Below are 14,996 nucleotides of genomic sequence, written 5' to 3'. Positions count from 1 at the left end.
CCGGCCTTGGGAAGCGGGTTCAGGGGCGCGTCATCCGCAGCACGTCGAGGGCCTGATCCAGTTGCTCCTCGGTCAATGTGCCCTTCTCCAGGTGCCCGCGTTCGATCACGACCTCGCGGATCGTGCGGTTCGACGCGAGCGCGGCCTTGGCGATGGCGGCGGCCTCGTCGTAGCCGAGATACCGGTTCAGCGGGGTGACGATCGAGGGCGAACCTTCCGCGTACGCGAGAGCGACCTCGACGTTGGGTTCGAGCCCGTCGATGCAGCGGTCGGCGAGCAGGCGCGACGCGTTGGCCAGGAGCCGGATCGACTCGAGCAGGTTGCGGGCCATCACCGGCAGCATCACGTTGAGCTCGAAGTCGCCCTGCGAGCCGGCGAAGGACACGGTCGCGTCGTTGCCGATGACCTGCGCGGCGACCTGCCGGACGGCCTCGGGCACGACCGGGTTCACCTTGCCCGGCATGATCGACGAACCCGGCTGCAGGTCGGGCAGGCGCAGCTCGCGCAGGCCGGCCCGCGGCCCCGAACCCATCCAGCGGATGTCGTTCACGATCTTGTAGAGGCCGACGGCGATCACCTTGAGCTGGCCGGACGCCTCGACCAGCGCGTCGCGGGCGCCCTGGGCCTCGAAGTGGTCGCGGGCCTCGGTGACCGGCAGGCCGGTGCTCTGACGCAGACGTTCGATCACGGCCGGGGCGAACCCGGGCGGGGTGTTCACGCCGGTGCCGACCGCGGTGCCGCCCAGCGGCAGTTCGGCCAGGCGCGGCAGCGTGGCGGTCAGCCGTTCGATGCCGTTGGCGACCTGCCTCGCGTACCCGGAGAACTCCTGCCCGAGCGTCACCGGCGTGGCGTCCATCAGGTGCGTGCGGCCGCTCTTGACCACCTCGGACCAGGCCTCGGACTTCGCGACCAGCGCGGCGCCGAGGTGTTCGAGGGCCGGGATGAGCTCGGCGGTGACCGCCTCGGTGGCGGCCAGGTGGATCGACGAGGGGAAGACGTCGTTGCTCGACTGCGAGGCGTTGACGTGATCGTTCGGGTGCACCGGCCGGCCCAGCTCCCGCGCGGCCAGGGTGGCGATGACCTCGTTGGCGTTCATGTTGGACGACGTGCCCGAGCCGGTCTGGAAGACGTCGATCGGGAACTGGTCGTCGTAGCCGCCGTCGGCCACGTGGGCGGCCGCCTTCACGATCGCCTGGGCCAGGTCGTCGTCGAGGACGCCGAGCGCCGCGTTCACCTGCGCGGCCGCACCCTTGATCTGGGCCAGGGCCTTGATGTGGGCGGGTTCGAGCCCGCGTCCGGAGATGGGGAAGTTCTCCACCGCGCGCTGCGTCTGCGCCCGCCAGAGGGCGTCGGCCGGAACCCGGACCTCGCCCATCGTGTCCTTCTCGACCCGATAACCGCTCTCGTCAGTAGTCACGCCTCCATCGTCTCTCCGCCCGCGCCCGAGTGCAGATGATCCGTACCACCCAGCGCGACGAGTGACTTCTCGACGTCGCGCAGCTCCGGCGCCTCCAGCCCGGCCAGCGTCGCCCGGGCCTGTTCCAGCAGCCGCCGGGCCTCCTGCGGGTCGTCGCCGAGCAGGCAGTCACCGAGGCCGGCCTGGGCCAGGGCGATCGGGTAGGGCAGCCGGGACTGCCGGGCCAGGAGCAGGGCCCGCTCGAAGGCCGTGCGGGCCTGCGCGTCGTCGCCGGTCAGCCGCAGAGTGGTGCCGAAGCCGTGCCACAGCCGGGACTCCTGCGTCGGGTCGTGCACCATGGCGGCCCGGTCGATGGCTGCCCGGTGGCTCGCGACCGCCTCGGTGAGCCGGCCCTCGGCCGCCAGCAGCAGCGCCAGCTCGTTGTGGTTCTCGGCCTCCCCGTACGGATAGTTGGCCTTCTGCATCGCCCGCAGGGCCACCCCGACCTGGCGGCGGGCCGCGCCGATGGTCACCTTCCCCATCCGCTGCTTGACCACCGCGATGCTGGCCAGGGCGTCGCCGATCCGGGTCGGGTCGCCGACCTCGAGCTGCATCAGCAACCGCAGCCGGTGATATCGCAGCGACTCGGGATAACGACCGAGCCGCTGATAGCCGAGCGCGATCGCGTTGAGCTCGTCCCGGCCGGTCCGCGGGGTGAACATCCGCCGCACCGCCAGCGCGACCTCGAGGCTGCGGGCCCAGCGCCCGGCCACGTGGTGCACGCCGGCCAGGTTGACCATCGACATCGCCACCGCGTCGCGGTCGCCCAGCTCCTCGCGCAGGGCGATGCACTGCTCCAGCAGTCGGACCGCCTCGTCCATCTCGCCCCGGCGGTAGTGCACCGACGCCAGATAGTTGAGGACGGTCGCGGTGGCGGCGCGGTCCCCGCTCGCCTCGATCACCGACCGGGCCTGGGACTGCAGCGCGAAGACGTCGTCGAGGTAGCCGCCGGTGAACAGGTGCCGCCAGGCCGCCCGGGGCAGCTGCCACGCATAGCGGCTCAGTTCGGGCACGGTGGCGGCGGCATCCACGTACTGGCCGAGGCTGGTCCGCTCCCGTTCGAGCCGGGCCACCGGGTCGGTGAGCGCCTCGACCAGGTCGGGCCGCAGCGGCTCGGGCGCCCCGATGTCGCGGTCGAGCACCGCCCGGTAGGCCGGCAGGTTGGTCGCGGCCGCCGCGTGCAACTGCTGATCGAGCAGGCCCCGCAGTGCGGTGACCCGCTCGCCGGGCGCGATCTCGGAGCCCAGCGCGGCGGCGAACTCGCGCAACAGGTCGTGCAGCCGGTAGACCTCCGGTTCCGGCTCCTCCACCAGGTGCACGTCGACCAGGTCGTCGAGGATCTCGCGGGCGTCCTCCAGCGGGAGCCCGCCCAGCGCGGCCACCGTGAACGCGTCGAACTCGGACGCCGGGCCGACGCCGAGCAGCCGGAACACCCGCTGGGTGGCCTCCGGCAACTGCCGGTACGAGACGGCGAACGCGCTGGCCACCGACCTGTCCTCGGCCGCCAGCTCGGGCAGCGCGGAGTCGCCGAGCCGGCGCACCAGGTCGGCCACCTGCCAGCGGGGCCGGTGGGCCAGACGCGCCCCGGCCAGCCGGAGGGCCAGCGGCAGGCAACCGCAGCGCCGGGCCACCTCGGCCGCGCCGTCCGGGTCGGCCCATACCCGCGGGCCGGCGATCCGGGCCAGCAGCGTGACCGCCTCGTCGGGGCTCAGCAGGGGCAGCGATTCCGGATGCACCCCGTCCAGGCCGAGCAGCCGGCGCCGGCCGGTGATCAGCGCGAGGCTGCCCGGCGCGGTCGGCAGCAGGTCGGCCAGCTGGGCGCTGGAGGCGGCGTTGTCGAAGAGCACCAGCGTGCGGCGCCGGGCCAGTTCGGTGCGCCACAGGCCGACGCGGTCGACCAGCCCCGGCGGGATCCGCTCGGCCTCGACACCGAGCTGCCGCAGCAGCACGAGCAGGGCGGCGGCCGGTTCGACCGGACGGCCGTCGCTGTGGCCCTGCAGGTCGACGAAGAGGTGCGCGTCGGGATAGCGGTCGCCCAGCAGCGTGGCGACGTGCAGCGCGAGCGTGGTCTTGCCGCTGCCGGCCATCCCGTCGATCACCGCGACGACCGGGCCCGCCGTGTCGGAGCCGTCGATCGCGGCGACCAGGCGGCGGACCACCTCGACCCGGCCGGTGAAGTCGCCGACCGTACGGGGAAGGCATCGGACCTGTGCGGGCCGCGCGGGCTCACTCAGCGCGCCGGAGAGCATCGCCGTATGCAGTTCCTGCAGCTCGCGACCGGGATCGAGACCCAGCTCGTCCCGCAGAGCCGAACGCACCCGCTGATATTCGCCGAGCGCGTCGGCCTGCCGTCCGGACCGGTGCAGGGCCCGCATGAGCTGGCCGCTCAGCTTCTCGCGCAGGGGGAACCGGTCGACCGCGGTGACGAGCTCGCCGATCAGGTCGCGGTCCCGCCCGGCGGCGATCTCGAGCTCGGCCCAGCCTTCCAGAGCGGCCACGTGCTGCTGGTCGAGAACGGCCGCGGCCAGCCGTACGCCGTGACTGTCGAGCCCGGCCGCGGCGTCCCCGCGCCACAGGTCGAGGGCCCGGCGGTAGAGCGCGGGATCGTTGTTCTCGCGGGCGTCGGCCACCAGACGCGTGAACTCGGCGGCGTCGAGCTCCCCCGGGCCGGGCCCCAGGCAGTAGCCGGCCGGGTCGCTGCGGATCGCGCCGGCCGGCAACGAGCGGCGCAGGCGGGACACGCAGGTCTGCAACTGGCCGCGGGCGGTGGCCGGCGGCTCGGCACCCCAGACCGCCTCGGCGAGGGTGCCGACGCCCAGCACGCGTCCCGCGTGCAGCAGCAGCATGGCCAGCACGATGCGATCACGGCCCGCCGTGATGGCGACGTCCTGCCCGTCGACGGTGACGGACAGGGGCCCGAGGATGCGATACCGCATGCCGCCCCCAGCCTTGTAGGACATCGACACTAGCCGAGACGGCAAGAGCGGAACGAGAGCGGAACAACAGCGCGATGCGCGACGCTGTTCAGCGCCGCCGTCGCGCCGTGGATGTCCAGGCATCGCCCCAGCACGGCGCGGCGGCCACGGTGTTACGGGGGACCCATAGCCCGTCCGCGTCCGGCTGGACGCGGACGGGCTGTAGGTATTTCGCTGATCACTGTCGGTTGGACGATCCGGCGACCGGAACGTACCGTCGTGCGGGCGTGCCCCCTCGTCCCCGACCGAAGGAACCCTTCATGCGACGCGCCCTCCTGGCCGTGATCGCCGGCAGCCTCCTGCTGACCGGCGCCGCCTGCGACAGCGACGCGGACAGCAACGAGGCCGCCGCCCCGGCCACCACCGCCCCGAGCACGGCGCCGAGCAGCGCCGCGCCCGACTACACGGCGAACACCAAGCAGGTGTGCACCAAGCTCCAGACGCTCTACACGGTCGAGCTGCGCGACTTCGGCTCCGCCATGGGCAAGCTGATCACCTACCGCGAGGCCAAGCAGACCGCCGAGATCACCAAGGCCGAGGCCGCCGCCACGACCGAGCTCAAGCAGGTCGCAGCGAAGATCCGCAACGACACCGCGGCCGCCCAGAACCCCGAGTTCAAGGCGGCCGGCATGACGTCGGCGGCCAAGGTCGACGCGAGCGCGGCCAACAAGGGCTACGTCAAGACGGTGACCACCATGACCAAGCTCAACAGCACGATCGAGAACCAGTTCAAGGAGTGGCTGAGCCCGGTCGCCGGCTACTGCGCCGCCTGACCCCGGCCGTCAACCGGGCTTCGCCGGTACAGGTTGTCGAGGAACAGGTCGAGGGTGAAGTCGAAGCGCTCGTGCCCGTCGCCGGAGGTGCGTTCGGCCGCGTAGCGCCTGGTCTGGGGGAACCTGTCGGCCGGCAGCGCTTCGAGGCGGCGGACGAGGTCGTCGCGACTGAGGATCCACGCTGCCTCGGGGTCCTTCTGACGCTGCTGGACCAGTGAGGTCTCCAGCGCATAGCCGACGACGTAGAGCGAGAGGGCGTCGACCGCCCAGGCCGCCGTGCGGGGGTCGGCGCCGGAGGCCAGGGCGATCGCGAAGAGGCCCTCGCCGACCCGCAGAGTCTCCAGATTGGTGGGGACGACGGCGAGCGCGGCCCGGGAGACGCCGGGGTATCTCAGGTATTGATCACGCAGCTGGGCGTAGACGTCCTTGAGCTGTTCCCGCCACCGGGCCGGGTCGGGCTCGGGCAGCACGATCCGGGCGCTCAGCCAGCCGATCAGCAGGTCGTCGATGTCGGCCCGGTTGACGATGTGGGCGTAGAGCGAGGACGGGCCGGTCCCGAGCACCTTGGCGACGCTGCGGATGGTCAGCGCGTCGTACCCGTCGGCGGAGATCACCTGGAGGGCGGCCTCGGTGATCCGTTCGACGGTGATGGGCACCCGGCGCGTCACCGGCTCGGTGGCTCCGGGCTGGGCGTGCCGGGCGGCGCGGCGCTGTGAGGGGTCGACCGACATGCTCGTCACTATACGTTGACACGAACTTAGCTCGTTGGCTAGAACTTAGTTCGTTAAGACGAACTTAGTTCGTTGAGCGCGACGGAAGGAACAGCGATGGTCACGATCGTCGGCGCCGGCCTCGGCGGCCTCACCCTGGCACGCGTCCTGCACCTGAACGGCATTCCCGTCACCGTCTATGACGCGGACGACTCGGCCGGCGCCCGCAGCCAGGGCGGGCAGCTCGACCTCCACGAGAACGACGGTCAGCGCGCGCTGGGCATCGCCCGGCTCACGGACGAGTATCGCCGGATCATCCACTGGGGTGGCGGCGCGCAGCGGATCCTCGACCCGCAGGGCGGGGTGCTCGTCGACCTGCCCGACAACGGGTCGATGGCGCGGCCGGAGGCGCTGCGCGGGGACATCCGGCGGATCCTTCTGGAATCACTGCCGGCCGGGACCGTGCAGTGGGGCCGCAAGCTGCGGTCGGCGACACCGCTCGGGGCGGGGCGTCACGAGCTCGCGTTCGCGGACGGGTCGACGGCCGTCTCCGAGCTGCTGGTCGGCGCCGACGGGGCGTGGTCCAAGGTCCGGCCGCTGGTCTCGGACGAGAAACCGGTGTACGCGGGCATGAGCTACATCGACCTCTACCTGCACGACGTGGACGAGCGTCATCCGGCGGCGGCCAAGGCGGTCGGGAGCGGCGCCATGAAAGCTCTGGTCCCGGGACGGGGCTTCCTCGCGCACCGGGAAGCGGGGGACGTCATCCACACGTACGTGGTCTTCCTCCGGCCGGTCGAGTGGTTCGCCGAGGTCGACTTCGCCGACCCGGGTGCCGCGAAGAGCCGGATCGCCGCCGAGTTCGACGGGTGGGCGCCCGAGCTGGTCTCGCTGATCGCCGAGGGCGACACCGCGCCGGTGCTCCGCAGCATCTACGAGCTTCCGAACCGTCATCGCTGGGAGCGGGTGCCGGGCGTGACGTTGCTCGGCGACGCGGCGCACGTGAGCCTGCCCGGCGGCGACGGCGCGAACCTCGCGATGCTGGACGGGGCCGAGCTCGGACAGGCGATCGCCGCGCATCCCGGCGACCCCGAAACGGCGCTTGCGGCGTACGAGGATGTCATGTTCCCGCGCAGCGAAGCGGCCGCGATCGCCGCGCACCGGACGGTCGAGCTCATCTTCGGCGCCAACGCCCCGCACGGGCTCGTCGACCTCTTCAAGCCGAGGAGCTGAGGACGGACGGGCGGAGCGGGGACGGGCGGTCAGCTGAGCTGGGGCAACAGGGACGACCAGGCGTTCTCGGCGGCGCCGGCGATCGGGCCGTCGGGGCCCAGCGCGGCCGCGACCAGCGGGGGCGGTGTCTCGCGGCGGATCGCCATCAGGCCCGCTCGGTACGACGCGTGCAGTTCGGCCGGGGCCGCCGCCAGCAGGTCGGCGGCGATGCTGCCCAGCGTCACCAGGTCGGCGTCCAGGCCGTTGACCAGGCCCGCCAGGCCGCGGCCGAGGGCGGCGGCGATCACCCCGACGGCGGCGCGCTCGTCGGGGCCGTCGGAGGCGATGACGCGGCGGGCGTACGTGACCGGGTCGCGCGGCGGCGGCTGGCCGAGGAAACGGGCCAGGGCCGTGCCGTCGACCGCCGTTCCCCAGCAGCCGCGCGCGCCGCACGGGCAGAGGACCGCGGGGTCGCCGAACGGCATGTGGCCGAACTCGCCGCTGGCCCCAGTGGCGCCGACCAGCAGGTGACTCCGGTCGACGACGGCGCCGCCCAGGCCGCCCTCGATGCGCACGTGCAGGGCGACCGAGGCGTCCGTCGCGGCGCCGCGGGCCGATTCGGCGGCGGCGGCCAGGCTGGCGTCGTTGCCGGCCACGAACAGGGGCGCGCCGGGCCACAGTTCGGTCAGGTCGACGTCGTGCCAGCCCAGGTTGCTGGCGTCGAGACGCAACGAGGGCGAGACGGTGCCGGGGACCGAGATGCCCATGGCGCGCAACCGGATCCCGTACGTACGGAAGAACTTGCCGACCGCAGCCGTGACCGCCGCCGTGAGCTCGGGCCACGTCGCGCCCGCGTGGGGTGCCGCCAGCGAGGCGAGGGGATGTCCGCCCAGCTCGACCACGTCGATCCGCCAGGCCTCGTGGGTGATCTCGGCCGCCAGCACCAGGGGACCTTCGGGGTGCGGCATCAGCACCGTCGTCGGGCGGCCGCGGGCGCCGCTGGGGGCGGCCGGCGCCTCGGACAGCAGGGCGGCCTGGGAGAGGCGGGCCACCAGTTCGGTGGCCGCTCCGGTGCCGACGCCGAGCAGGCGGGCGGCGGCGGCCCGGGTGACGCCGGGGCGCGTGTGCGCCACCCGGAGCAGCTCGGTTGAGCGCGTCGTCACAACCGACTCCCTTCTTTTGCTCTGATCAAGAGCTTATTCTGCGACAGTGACCATGAACCGCCCGGCCCTGGCCGCCCTGGGCGCCTCCGCGTTCTTCTACGTGACCGCGGAGACGCTTCCGGTGGGCCTGCTGCCCGAGATCGCCCGCGGGCTCGACGTGGCCGAGTCCGACGTCGGCCTGCTGCTGACCAGCTATGCCGTGGTGGCCGGGGTGAGCACGATCCCGCTGACCGCGCTCACCATGCGGGTGGCCCGGCACAAACTGATCGCGATCACCATGGCGATCTTCGTGGTGTCGCAGGCCGCGGCCACGTTCGCGCCGACGTTCGAGATCCTGGCCGGCGCCCGGCTGATCTGCGCGCTGGCCCACGGCGTGTTCTGGTCGGTGATCGGGCCGGTCACCGCCCGGCTGGCACCTCCGGGGCAGGCCGGCAAGGCGACCGCGCTGGTCTTCGTGGGCAACTCGCTCGCCATCGTGCTGGGCGTTCCGCTGGGCACCGCGCTGGGTCAGTGGCTGGGCTGGCGGGCGGCAGTCGGGGCGGTCACCATCGGCGGGGCGATCTGCGTGCTCGTGCTGCTGCGGGTGCTGCCCAAGCTGCCGCCGCGGCCGCACGACCTGGCGACCCGCCCGGCCGTCCAGCTGCGGGCCGCGGTCGCCATCGTGCGGGACCCGCAGGTGGCGCTGCTCTGCCTGATCACCGCGGTGCTCGTGATCGGCCACTTCGCGGCGTACACGTACATCGCCCCGCTGGTGCGGCGCGACGCCGGGCTGGAGGGGGCCGGTCTGAGCGTGCTGCTGCTCGGCTACGGCTTCGTCGGGCTGATCACCAACGGGGCCGTCGGACGTCACGTCGACCGGCGGCCGGGGACCGTGCTGGTCGCCCTGCTCTCGGTGCTGGCGGTCTCGGCCGGGCTGCTCGCGCCGGTGCTCGGTCTGTGGCCGACCGTGCTGGTCACGCTGCTGTGGGGCGGCGCCTTCACCGCCATCCCGGTCATCCTGGCGGCGGCCCCGCTGCGGATCGCGCCGCGGGCCCGGGACGCCGCCTCCGCGCTCTATGTGGTCGCGTTCCAGATCGGGATCGGCGGCGGCGCGCTGCTCGGCGAGCGGCTGGTGGGTTCCGGTCACCTGGGCGTGCTGCCGCTGGTCACGGCCGCGATGGCGGTCACCGCGGTCGTGCTCGTGCGGACCGCCGGGCGCCGGGTCTTCCCCGCCCGGCTGAGCGAGGAAGACCATCACCGCGCCGAGGCGCAACTCGTCGGCTAGGCGCCGTTTCGCGGGCCGGCCCACAAGAAGGGCTTAGTTGGTGAGGGCCACTTCGGCGGCGGCCAGGAAGGAGTCGTTCTCCTCCGGCGTGCCGATGGTCACCCGTACGCCGTCCCCCGCGAACGGCCGCACGATGACCCCCCGCGATTCGCAGACCTGGGCGAACGGCACCGCCCCGGCGCCCAGCGGGAGCCAGACGAAGTTGGCCTGGCTGGACGGCACGTCGACCCCGAGCTTGCGGACGGCCTCGGTGACCCGGTCGCGCTCGGCTACCACGAGCGCGCAGCGGCGGCGGACCTCCGGTTCCTGACCCAGGGCCGCGATCGCCGCCGCCTGCGCGACCAGGCTGGTCGAGAACGGCGTGACCACCTTGCTGATCGCGGTCGCCACCTCGGGCTGCGCCACCAGGTAACCCATCCGCAGACCGGCCAGCCCCCACGCCTTGCTCATGGTGCGCAGCACGAGGACGTTCGGCCGGTCGCCGTAGGTCGCCACCCCGTCCGGCACGTCGGGGTCGGTCACGAGTTCCCGGTACGCCTCGTCGAGCACGATCAGCACGTCGGAGGGGACGGCCGCGATGAAACGGTCGAGCTCCGCCTTGCGCACGCTCGTGCCGGTCGGGTTGTTCGGGTTGCAGACGATCACGAGCCGGGTCCGCTCGGTGATCGCGTCGGCCATCGCCTGCAGGTCGTGGCCGTGCTCGCCGGTGTTCGGCACGCGCACGCTGGTCGCGCTCGCACCGGCCGCGATGATCGGGTAGGCCTCGAACGAGCGCCACGAGTAGACGATCTCGTCACCGGGCAGGCAGGTCGCCTTGACCAGGATCTCGGCCAGCGCCACCGAGCCGCAGCCGGTCACGATGCGGTCGGCGCTCACGCCCAGCTTGGCGGCCAGGGTGTCGCGCAGAGCCACCGAGCCCATGTCGGGGTAGCGGTGCGAGCTGAGCATCGCCTCGGCCACCGCCTCGGCCACGCCGGGGAGCGGCCCGTACGGGACCTCGTTGCTGGCCAGCTTGATCGCCTCGGCGATGCCCAGCTCACGGGTCAGGTCGGCCAGGTTGCGACCCGGCACGTACGCGGGAAGGTTGTCGAGGTCGGCACGGGTGAGGCGGGTCATCGGGGTCCTTTATGAGGAGGAGGAGGAAGAGGAGGTGCCGTTGCTGCCGCCGCCGGTGGTGGCGTCGACGGGCTGACGGTCGTCCGGCGGGAGCGCGACCACGACCGTACGGGCCGTCTTGTCGTGGAACGCCTGGCGCAGCTGCTGGTCGAAGACCGGCGAGATGCAGTCGATCAGCTGCAGGACGAACCCGATGCCGGCGCAGCCCCAGGCCGGCGTCCACAGGCCGAGGCGGGCCCAGCGGCCGAACGCCCGCCCGAAGCCCAGCGGCTCGGTGTTCTCGACCGCCATGACCTTGATCCGCATGAGGCGTTTGCCCAGCGTCTGGCCGGTGCTGCCGATCGACGGGGCCTCGTAGAGCAGCCAGAGCAGCGTGGCCACGATCAGCATGGCCCAGAGCAGGCCGTCCATGCGGCCCGAGCCCTGCACGTCGAAGGCGCTGCCGCCGTTGGCCATCTCGTCGAGGCTGGCCCGGTAGAGCGGCACGAACTCGCGCGCGAACTCGTAGAAGAAGTAGCCGTTGACCACCACGTTGAGCAGCAGCACGGCCAGGATGTCGACCAGGCGGGCGACCAGACGCGGCCCGAGACCGGCCAGCGCGTAGCCGTGCGGGCGGGCCTGGATCGGCGGGTACATGCCGGCGCGCACGCCCGGGGGCATCTGCTCCCAGCCGGGCGGGGGCTGCCATCCCGGCGGCGGCTGCCAGCCGGGCGGGGGCGGCGGCTGCGGGCCCCACCCGGGCGGGGCCTGCGGCGGCTGAGGCTGCTGGTGCACCGGGGGCGCGGGTGTGACCGGGGTCGGCGGGGCCGACACGGGCGGGGTGGCTTCCGCCGGCGGCTCCTCCTCGACCGGCGGCGGGCCGTCCGGCGGCACCGCGCCGGCCGGGATGGCCTTCCCCAGCCAGCCGTCACCGTCCCAGTAACGCTGAGTGTCGGGGTCGGCCGGGTCCTTGTACCAACCGGCGGGCAGCGAGCTCATGGAGAAACCTTAACGACCACGGTGCGGGCGAATTTGTCGTGCAGGGTCTGCTGGTACGGCTTGTCCCAGAGTTGCCACAGTCCGTCGACCCAGCTGAAGAACGGCAGGAACATCCCGCCGATGTATTCGACGAGATAGCGCTTGGCCGCCATCCCCCGGGTGAGGCGCTGCGCCGGGTCGAGCGGCACGACCCGGATCTTCATGGCCTTCTTGCCGAACGTCTGGCCGCTGCGGTGCATGTATTCCACCGCGTACACGAAATAGAGCAGCATCATCAGCACGAGGAAGCCCAGTTCGAGCAGCAGGAACGGCAGGAACAAGCCGCCGAACACCGCCTCCGGGTCGGGCTCGGGCCCGTACGGGTCGGGGAATTCGATGCGGGAGACGATGACGAAGAAGGCCGGGACGGCCAACACGAAGCTCACCCCGGTGAGGATCGCCATGTCGATCATGTATGCGAGCAGGCGCTGCGCGAAGTCGGCGAGGGGCACCCCGGCCGGGCTCAGGGGCAGCGGCGGTGGCGCGTACGCATAGCCGTAGCCCGGGTAGGGCGGCGGCGGATGGCCGGGCCCCGCCGGATAGCCCGGCGGCGGCCCGTATCCCGGTGGTTCGTTCACGCGACCAGTGTCACAGATTGCCGCGCAGTTCCTGCTCCCGCTCGATGGCCTCGAACAACGCTTTGAAATTGCCCTTGCCGAATCCGAGCGAGCCGTGCCGCTCGATCAGCTCGAAGAAGACGGTCGGGCGGTCCTGCACCGGCGACGTGAAGATCTGCAGCAGGTAGCCGTCCTCGTCCCGGTCGACCAGGATCTTGCAGCTCTGCAGCTCCTCGATCGGCACCCGCACCTCGCCGATCCGGGCCCGCAGCTCCGGGTCCTCGTAGTAGGAATCGGGCGTGTCGAGGAACTGGACGCCGGCCGCGCGCATGGCGTCGACGCTGGCCAGGATGTCGTTGGTGGCCACGGCGACGTGCTGGGCGCCCGGGCCGCCGTAGAACTCGAGGTATTCGTCGATCTGCGACTTGCGCTGCGAGACGGCGGGCTCGTTGAGCGGGAACTTGACCTTGCGGGTGCCGTCGGCGACGACCTTGGACATCAGCGCCGAGTAGTCGGTGGCGATGTCGTCGCCGATGAACTCGGCCATGTTCGTGAAGCCCATCACCCGGCGGTAGAACTCCACCCACTCGTCCATGCGGCCCAGCTCGACGTTGCCGACCACGTGGTCGACGGCCTGGAAGAAGCGCTTGGGCTGGATCCCGGCCTCGATGGCGGGCTGCCGGTCGACGATCGGGGCGCGGGAGACGAACCCGGGCAGGAACGGCCCGTCGTATCCCGACCGGTCGATGAGCGAGTGCACGGTTTCCCCGTACGTCGCGATGGAAGCGACCCGGACGGTGCCGTGCTCGTCCTTGAGGTCGTGCGGTTCGCTCACGCTGCGGGCGCCGGCGGCCACCGCGTGCGCGTACGCCTTGTCGACGTCGGGAACCTCGATCGCGATGTCCTGGATGCCGTCGCCGTGCTTCGTCACGTGGTCGGCGCCCGGCGCGCCGGCGTGCACCGCCCCCACCAGCACGAACCGGGCGCCACCGCTGACCAGCACGTATTCGGCGTGGTCGCGGTAGCCCTGCTCGGGGCCGCGATAGGCGACACAGGTCATGCCGAAGGCCGTGGAGTAGTAGTGGGCCGCCTGCTTCGCGTTGCCCACGAGGAACTTCAAGTGGTCGACGCCCTTGACGGGAAAGACGTCGTCGGTGCGGGTCCCGTGTTCCATCGTCTGCGTCATTGACCGAGGTTGTCGCAGGTCACAGGCGGTTTCAACAGTTGCTCGCGCGCCTGGGCAGGCTGACCGTCCGGCGTCGGGGAAACCGCCGCGGCCGGTGCAAATTGCACAATGTCACGGGCGCCCTGCCCGAAATATCGTACAAATGCTATCGACACGGGCGAATCAAGATCCTTCGTCCGGGTGATTGACCTGGTTAGCGTGTCGCGCATGGCGTCGGGTGGCAGCCCCTGGAAAGGGTACGCGCTGGTCGCGATCGTGATCGTGATCGTGCTGGCCACCACCGGCGTGTGGAACCCGTGGCCCCAGGTGTGGAGCTGGGTCAACACGAGCGAGCCGATCGCCGGCGGCGCCGCCCGGTGGCAGGCCCGCATCGGTGGCAGCCCGCAGAGCGTCGCGATCGTCGGTGACGCGGTGGTCGTCGAATACCGCACGTCCATCGAGGCGTACGGGCTGACCGCCGGGATCAAGCTCTGGGACAACGACGCCGACTGGGCCGCGATCTCGGGTGAGGGCGGCGACGCGGTGGTCGCCACCGGGCGGCTGCTCACCAAGGGTTACCAGGTGCTCGACCCGCGCAGCGGCGCCCAGCTGCGCGCCGACACCGAGGCCACCGCGGTCTGGACCTACCGCAACGGGCTGCTCGACCTGCGCTGCGCCAAGGGCGGCGACTGCCAGCTGACGGCGTGGGCGCCGCGCGGCACCAAACCGCTCTGGAGCGTCGACACGGGCGGGATCGGGTTCGTGCTCAACGCGGCCAACCCCGACCTGCCGGACACCCGCCAGCTCACCGCCGACCGGGTCGACGACGACGTGGCCCGCCCCCGGCTGATGCCGAGCCTGATCGGGCTGCCCGACGACGGCAAGGTGCGCGTGGTCGACACCGCCACCGGCCGGGTCGTGCAGACCGCGGAGCCCACGGCCGAGCAGCGGATCGCGATCGCGGGCGGCCGGGTCCTCACGGTCACCGGCATCGCCAAGGACGGCACCTGCTACTACGGCGTGGTCGCGACCGACCCGCCCTCGTCGGCGCCGGTCTGGCAGCGGGACGGGCTCAACCTGCGTACGGCCGACAACGGCTCGGGATGCAAGCAGGAACACGACCCGGCCGGTGGTGAGGACGTGATCCTCGGCGTCGACCCGACCGGCCGCGAGGAGTTGCTGGCCGGGCACGACGGGCGGGTGTTGTGGCACGGCGCGAAGGGCGAGACCGTGCTCAGCGTCAACGACAGCTTCGCGGTGATCCGCAGCGCCGACTCGCGGACACTGCGCGGCTTCAGCTTCAGCCGGAGCCGGAACGCCTGGTCACGGTCGGTCGGCGAGGGGGTCGGGGCGGCCCTGACGCCGTACGCGGCCATCATCACCAGCCGCAGACCGGACCGGGTCGTCGCCGTCGCGCCCAGCACCGGCCGGGTGCTGGCCGACGTGCGTACGGACGCCGAGATCTTCGCCGCCGGACCGGGCGGACTGATCGCCGTTTCCGGACGCGATATGGCCTATCTGCCGTTTGCTTGACCGAAATGGTATGTGCCCGACGTGGGAGCGGTTCGCCGAAGCCCCGACCGCTGTC

12 protein-coding genes are annotated in these 14,996 nt (G+C 72.2%); 4 read left to right on the top strand and 8 right to left on the bottom strand.

Annotated elements, in window-relative coordinates; genetic code table 11:
• Positions 1 to 19 precede the first annotated feature (19 nt).
• Positions 20 to 1,375, bottom strand: coding sequence for a class II fumarate hydratase (locus JIG36_RS17065; protein ID WP_236047467.1), 1,356 nt, complete (start codon positions 1,373 to 1,375; stop codon positions 20 to 22).
• 38 nt (positions 1,376 to 1,413) lie between these two features.
• On the bottom strand, positions 1,414 to 4,392 hold the full coding sequence (locus JIG36_RS17060; protein WP_236047126.1) for an AfsR/SARP family transcriptional regulator: 2,979 nt from the start codon (positions 4,390 to 4,392) through the stop codon (positions 1,414 to 1,416).
• 299 nt (positions 4,393 to 4,691) lie between these two features.
• On the opposite strand from JIG36_RS17060, the gene JIG36_RS17055 reads away from it, so the two are divergent.
• Entirely contained in the window at positions 4,692 to 5,204 is a 513-nt protein-coding gene (locus tag JIG36_RS17055) for a hypothetical protein (RefSeq protein WP_203377231.1), read from the top strand.
• Here the strand turns inward: JIG36_RS17055 and JIG36_RS17050 are convergent.
• The gene (locus JIG36_RS17050) at positions 5,189 to 5,935 is read right to left on the bottom strand and encodes a TetR/AcrR family transcriptional regulator (protein WP_203377230.1); all 747 of its coding nucleotides are present in this window, start codon (positions 5,933 to 5,935) and stop codon (positions 5,189 to 5,191) included. The genes JIG36_RS17055 and JIG36_RS17050 overlap by 16 nt on opposite strands.
• A gap of 96 nt (positions 5,936 to 6,031) precedes the next feature.
• On the opposite strand from JIG36_RS17050, the gene JIG36_RS17045 reads away from it, so the two are divergent.
• Positions 6,032 to 7,147 carry an FAD-dependent oxidoreductase gene (locus tag JIG36_RS17045; RefSeq protein ID WP_203377229.1) on the top strand — a complete coding sequence of 372 codons (1,116 nt, stop codon included), beginning with the start codon at positions 6,032 to 6,034 and terminating at the stop codon, positions 7,145 to 7,147.
• Positions 7,148 to 7,176: 29 nt separating this feature from the next.
• Here JIG36_RS17045 and JIG36_RS17040 read toward each other — a convergent pair whose 3' ends face one another.
• Positions 7,177 to 8,289 (bottom strand): ROK family protein, encoded by a 1,113-nt coding sequence (locus JIG36_RS17040; protein WP_203377228.1) that lies wholly within the window; start codon positions 8,287 to 8,289, stop codon positions 7,177 to 7,179.
• A 52-nt stretch (positions 8,290 to 8,341) separates the two neighbouring features.
• On the opposite strand from JIG36_RS17040, the gene JIG36_RS17035 reads away from it, so the two are divergent.
• On the top strand, positions 8,342 to 9,553 hold the full coding sequence (locus JIG36_RS17035) for an MFS transporter (RefSeq protein WP_203377466.1): 1,212 nt from the start codon (positions 8,342 to 8,344) through the stop codon (positions 9,551 to 9,553).
• A 33-nt stretch (positions 9,554 to 9,586) separates the two neighbouring features.
• Here JIG36_RS17035 and hisC read toward each other — a convergent pair whose 3' ends face one another.
• From hisC to hppD, 4 genes are read right to left on the bottom strand one after another with little or no spacing between them, the layout of a single operon-like run.
• On the bottom strand, positions 9,587 to 10,669 hold the full coding sequence (gene hisC / locus JIG36_RS17030) for a histidinol-phosphate transaminase (RefSeq protein WP_203377227.1): 1,083 nt from the start codon (positions 10,667 to 10,669) through the stop codon (positions 9,587 to 9,589).
• A gap of 9 nt (positions 10,670 to 10,678) precedes the next feature.
• The gene (locus JIG36_RS17025) at positions 10,679 to 11,647 is read right to left on the bottom strand and encodes an RDD family protein (RefSeq protein ID WP_203377226.1); all 969 of its coding nucleotides are present in this window, start codon (positions 11,645 to 11,647) and stop codon (positions 10,679 to 10,681) included.
• Complete coding sequence (locus tag JIG36_RS17020) at positions 11,644 to 12,264, bottom strand: RDD family protein (RefSeq protein WP_307872760.1); 621 nt, start codon at positions 12,262 to 12,264, stop codon at positions 11,644 to 11,646. The genes JIG36_RS17025 and JIG36_RS17020 overlap by 4 nt, the downstream gene beginning before the upstream one ends.
• A gap of 10 nt (positions 12,265 to 12,274) precedes the next feature.
• Positions 12,275 to 13,429 (bottom strand): 4-hydroxyphenylpyruvate dioxygenase, encoded by a 1,155-nt coding sequence (hppD, locus tag JIG36_RS17015; protein ID WP_203377225.1) that lies wholly within the window; start codon positions 13,427 to 13,429, stop codon positions 12,275 to 12,277.
• 180 nt (positions 13,430 to 13,609) lie between these two features.
• Between hppD and JIG36_RS17010 the strand changes: the two genes are divergently transcribed.
• A complete protein-coding gene (locus tag JIG36_RS17010; RefSeq protein ID WP_307872759.1) occupies positions 13,610 to 14,941 on the top strand; it encodes a PQQ-binding-like beta-propeller repeat protein in 1,332 nt (443 codons plus the stop codon).
• Positions 14,942 to 14,996: the final 55 nt, after the last annotated feature.

The organism is Paractinoplanes ovalisporus, from assembly GCF_016834655.1.
Classification (GTDB): domain Bacteria; phylum Actinomycetota; class Actinomycetes; order Mycobacteriales; family Micromonosporaceae; genus Actinoplanes; species Actinoplanes ovalisporus.
This window is presented reverse-complemented; position numbering and strand designations above follow the sequence as displayed.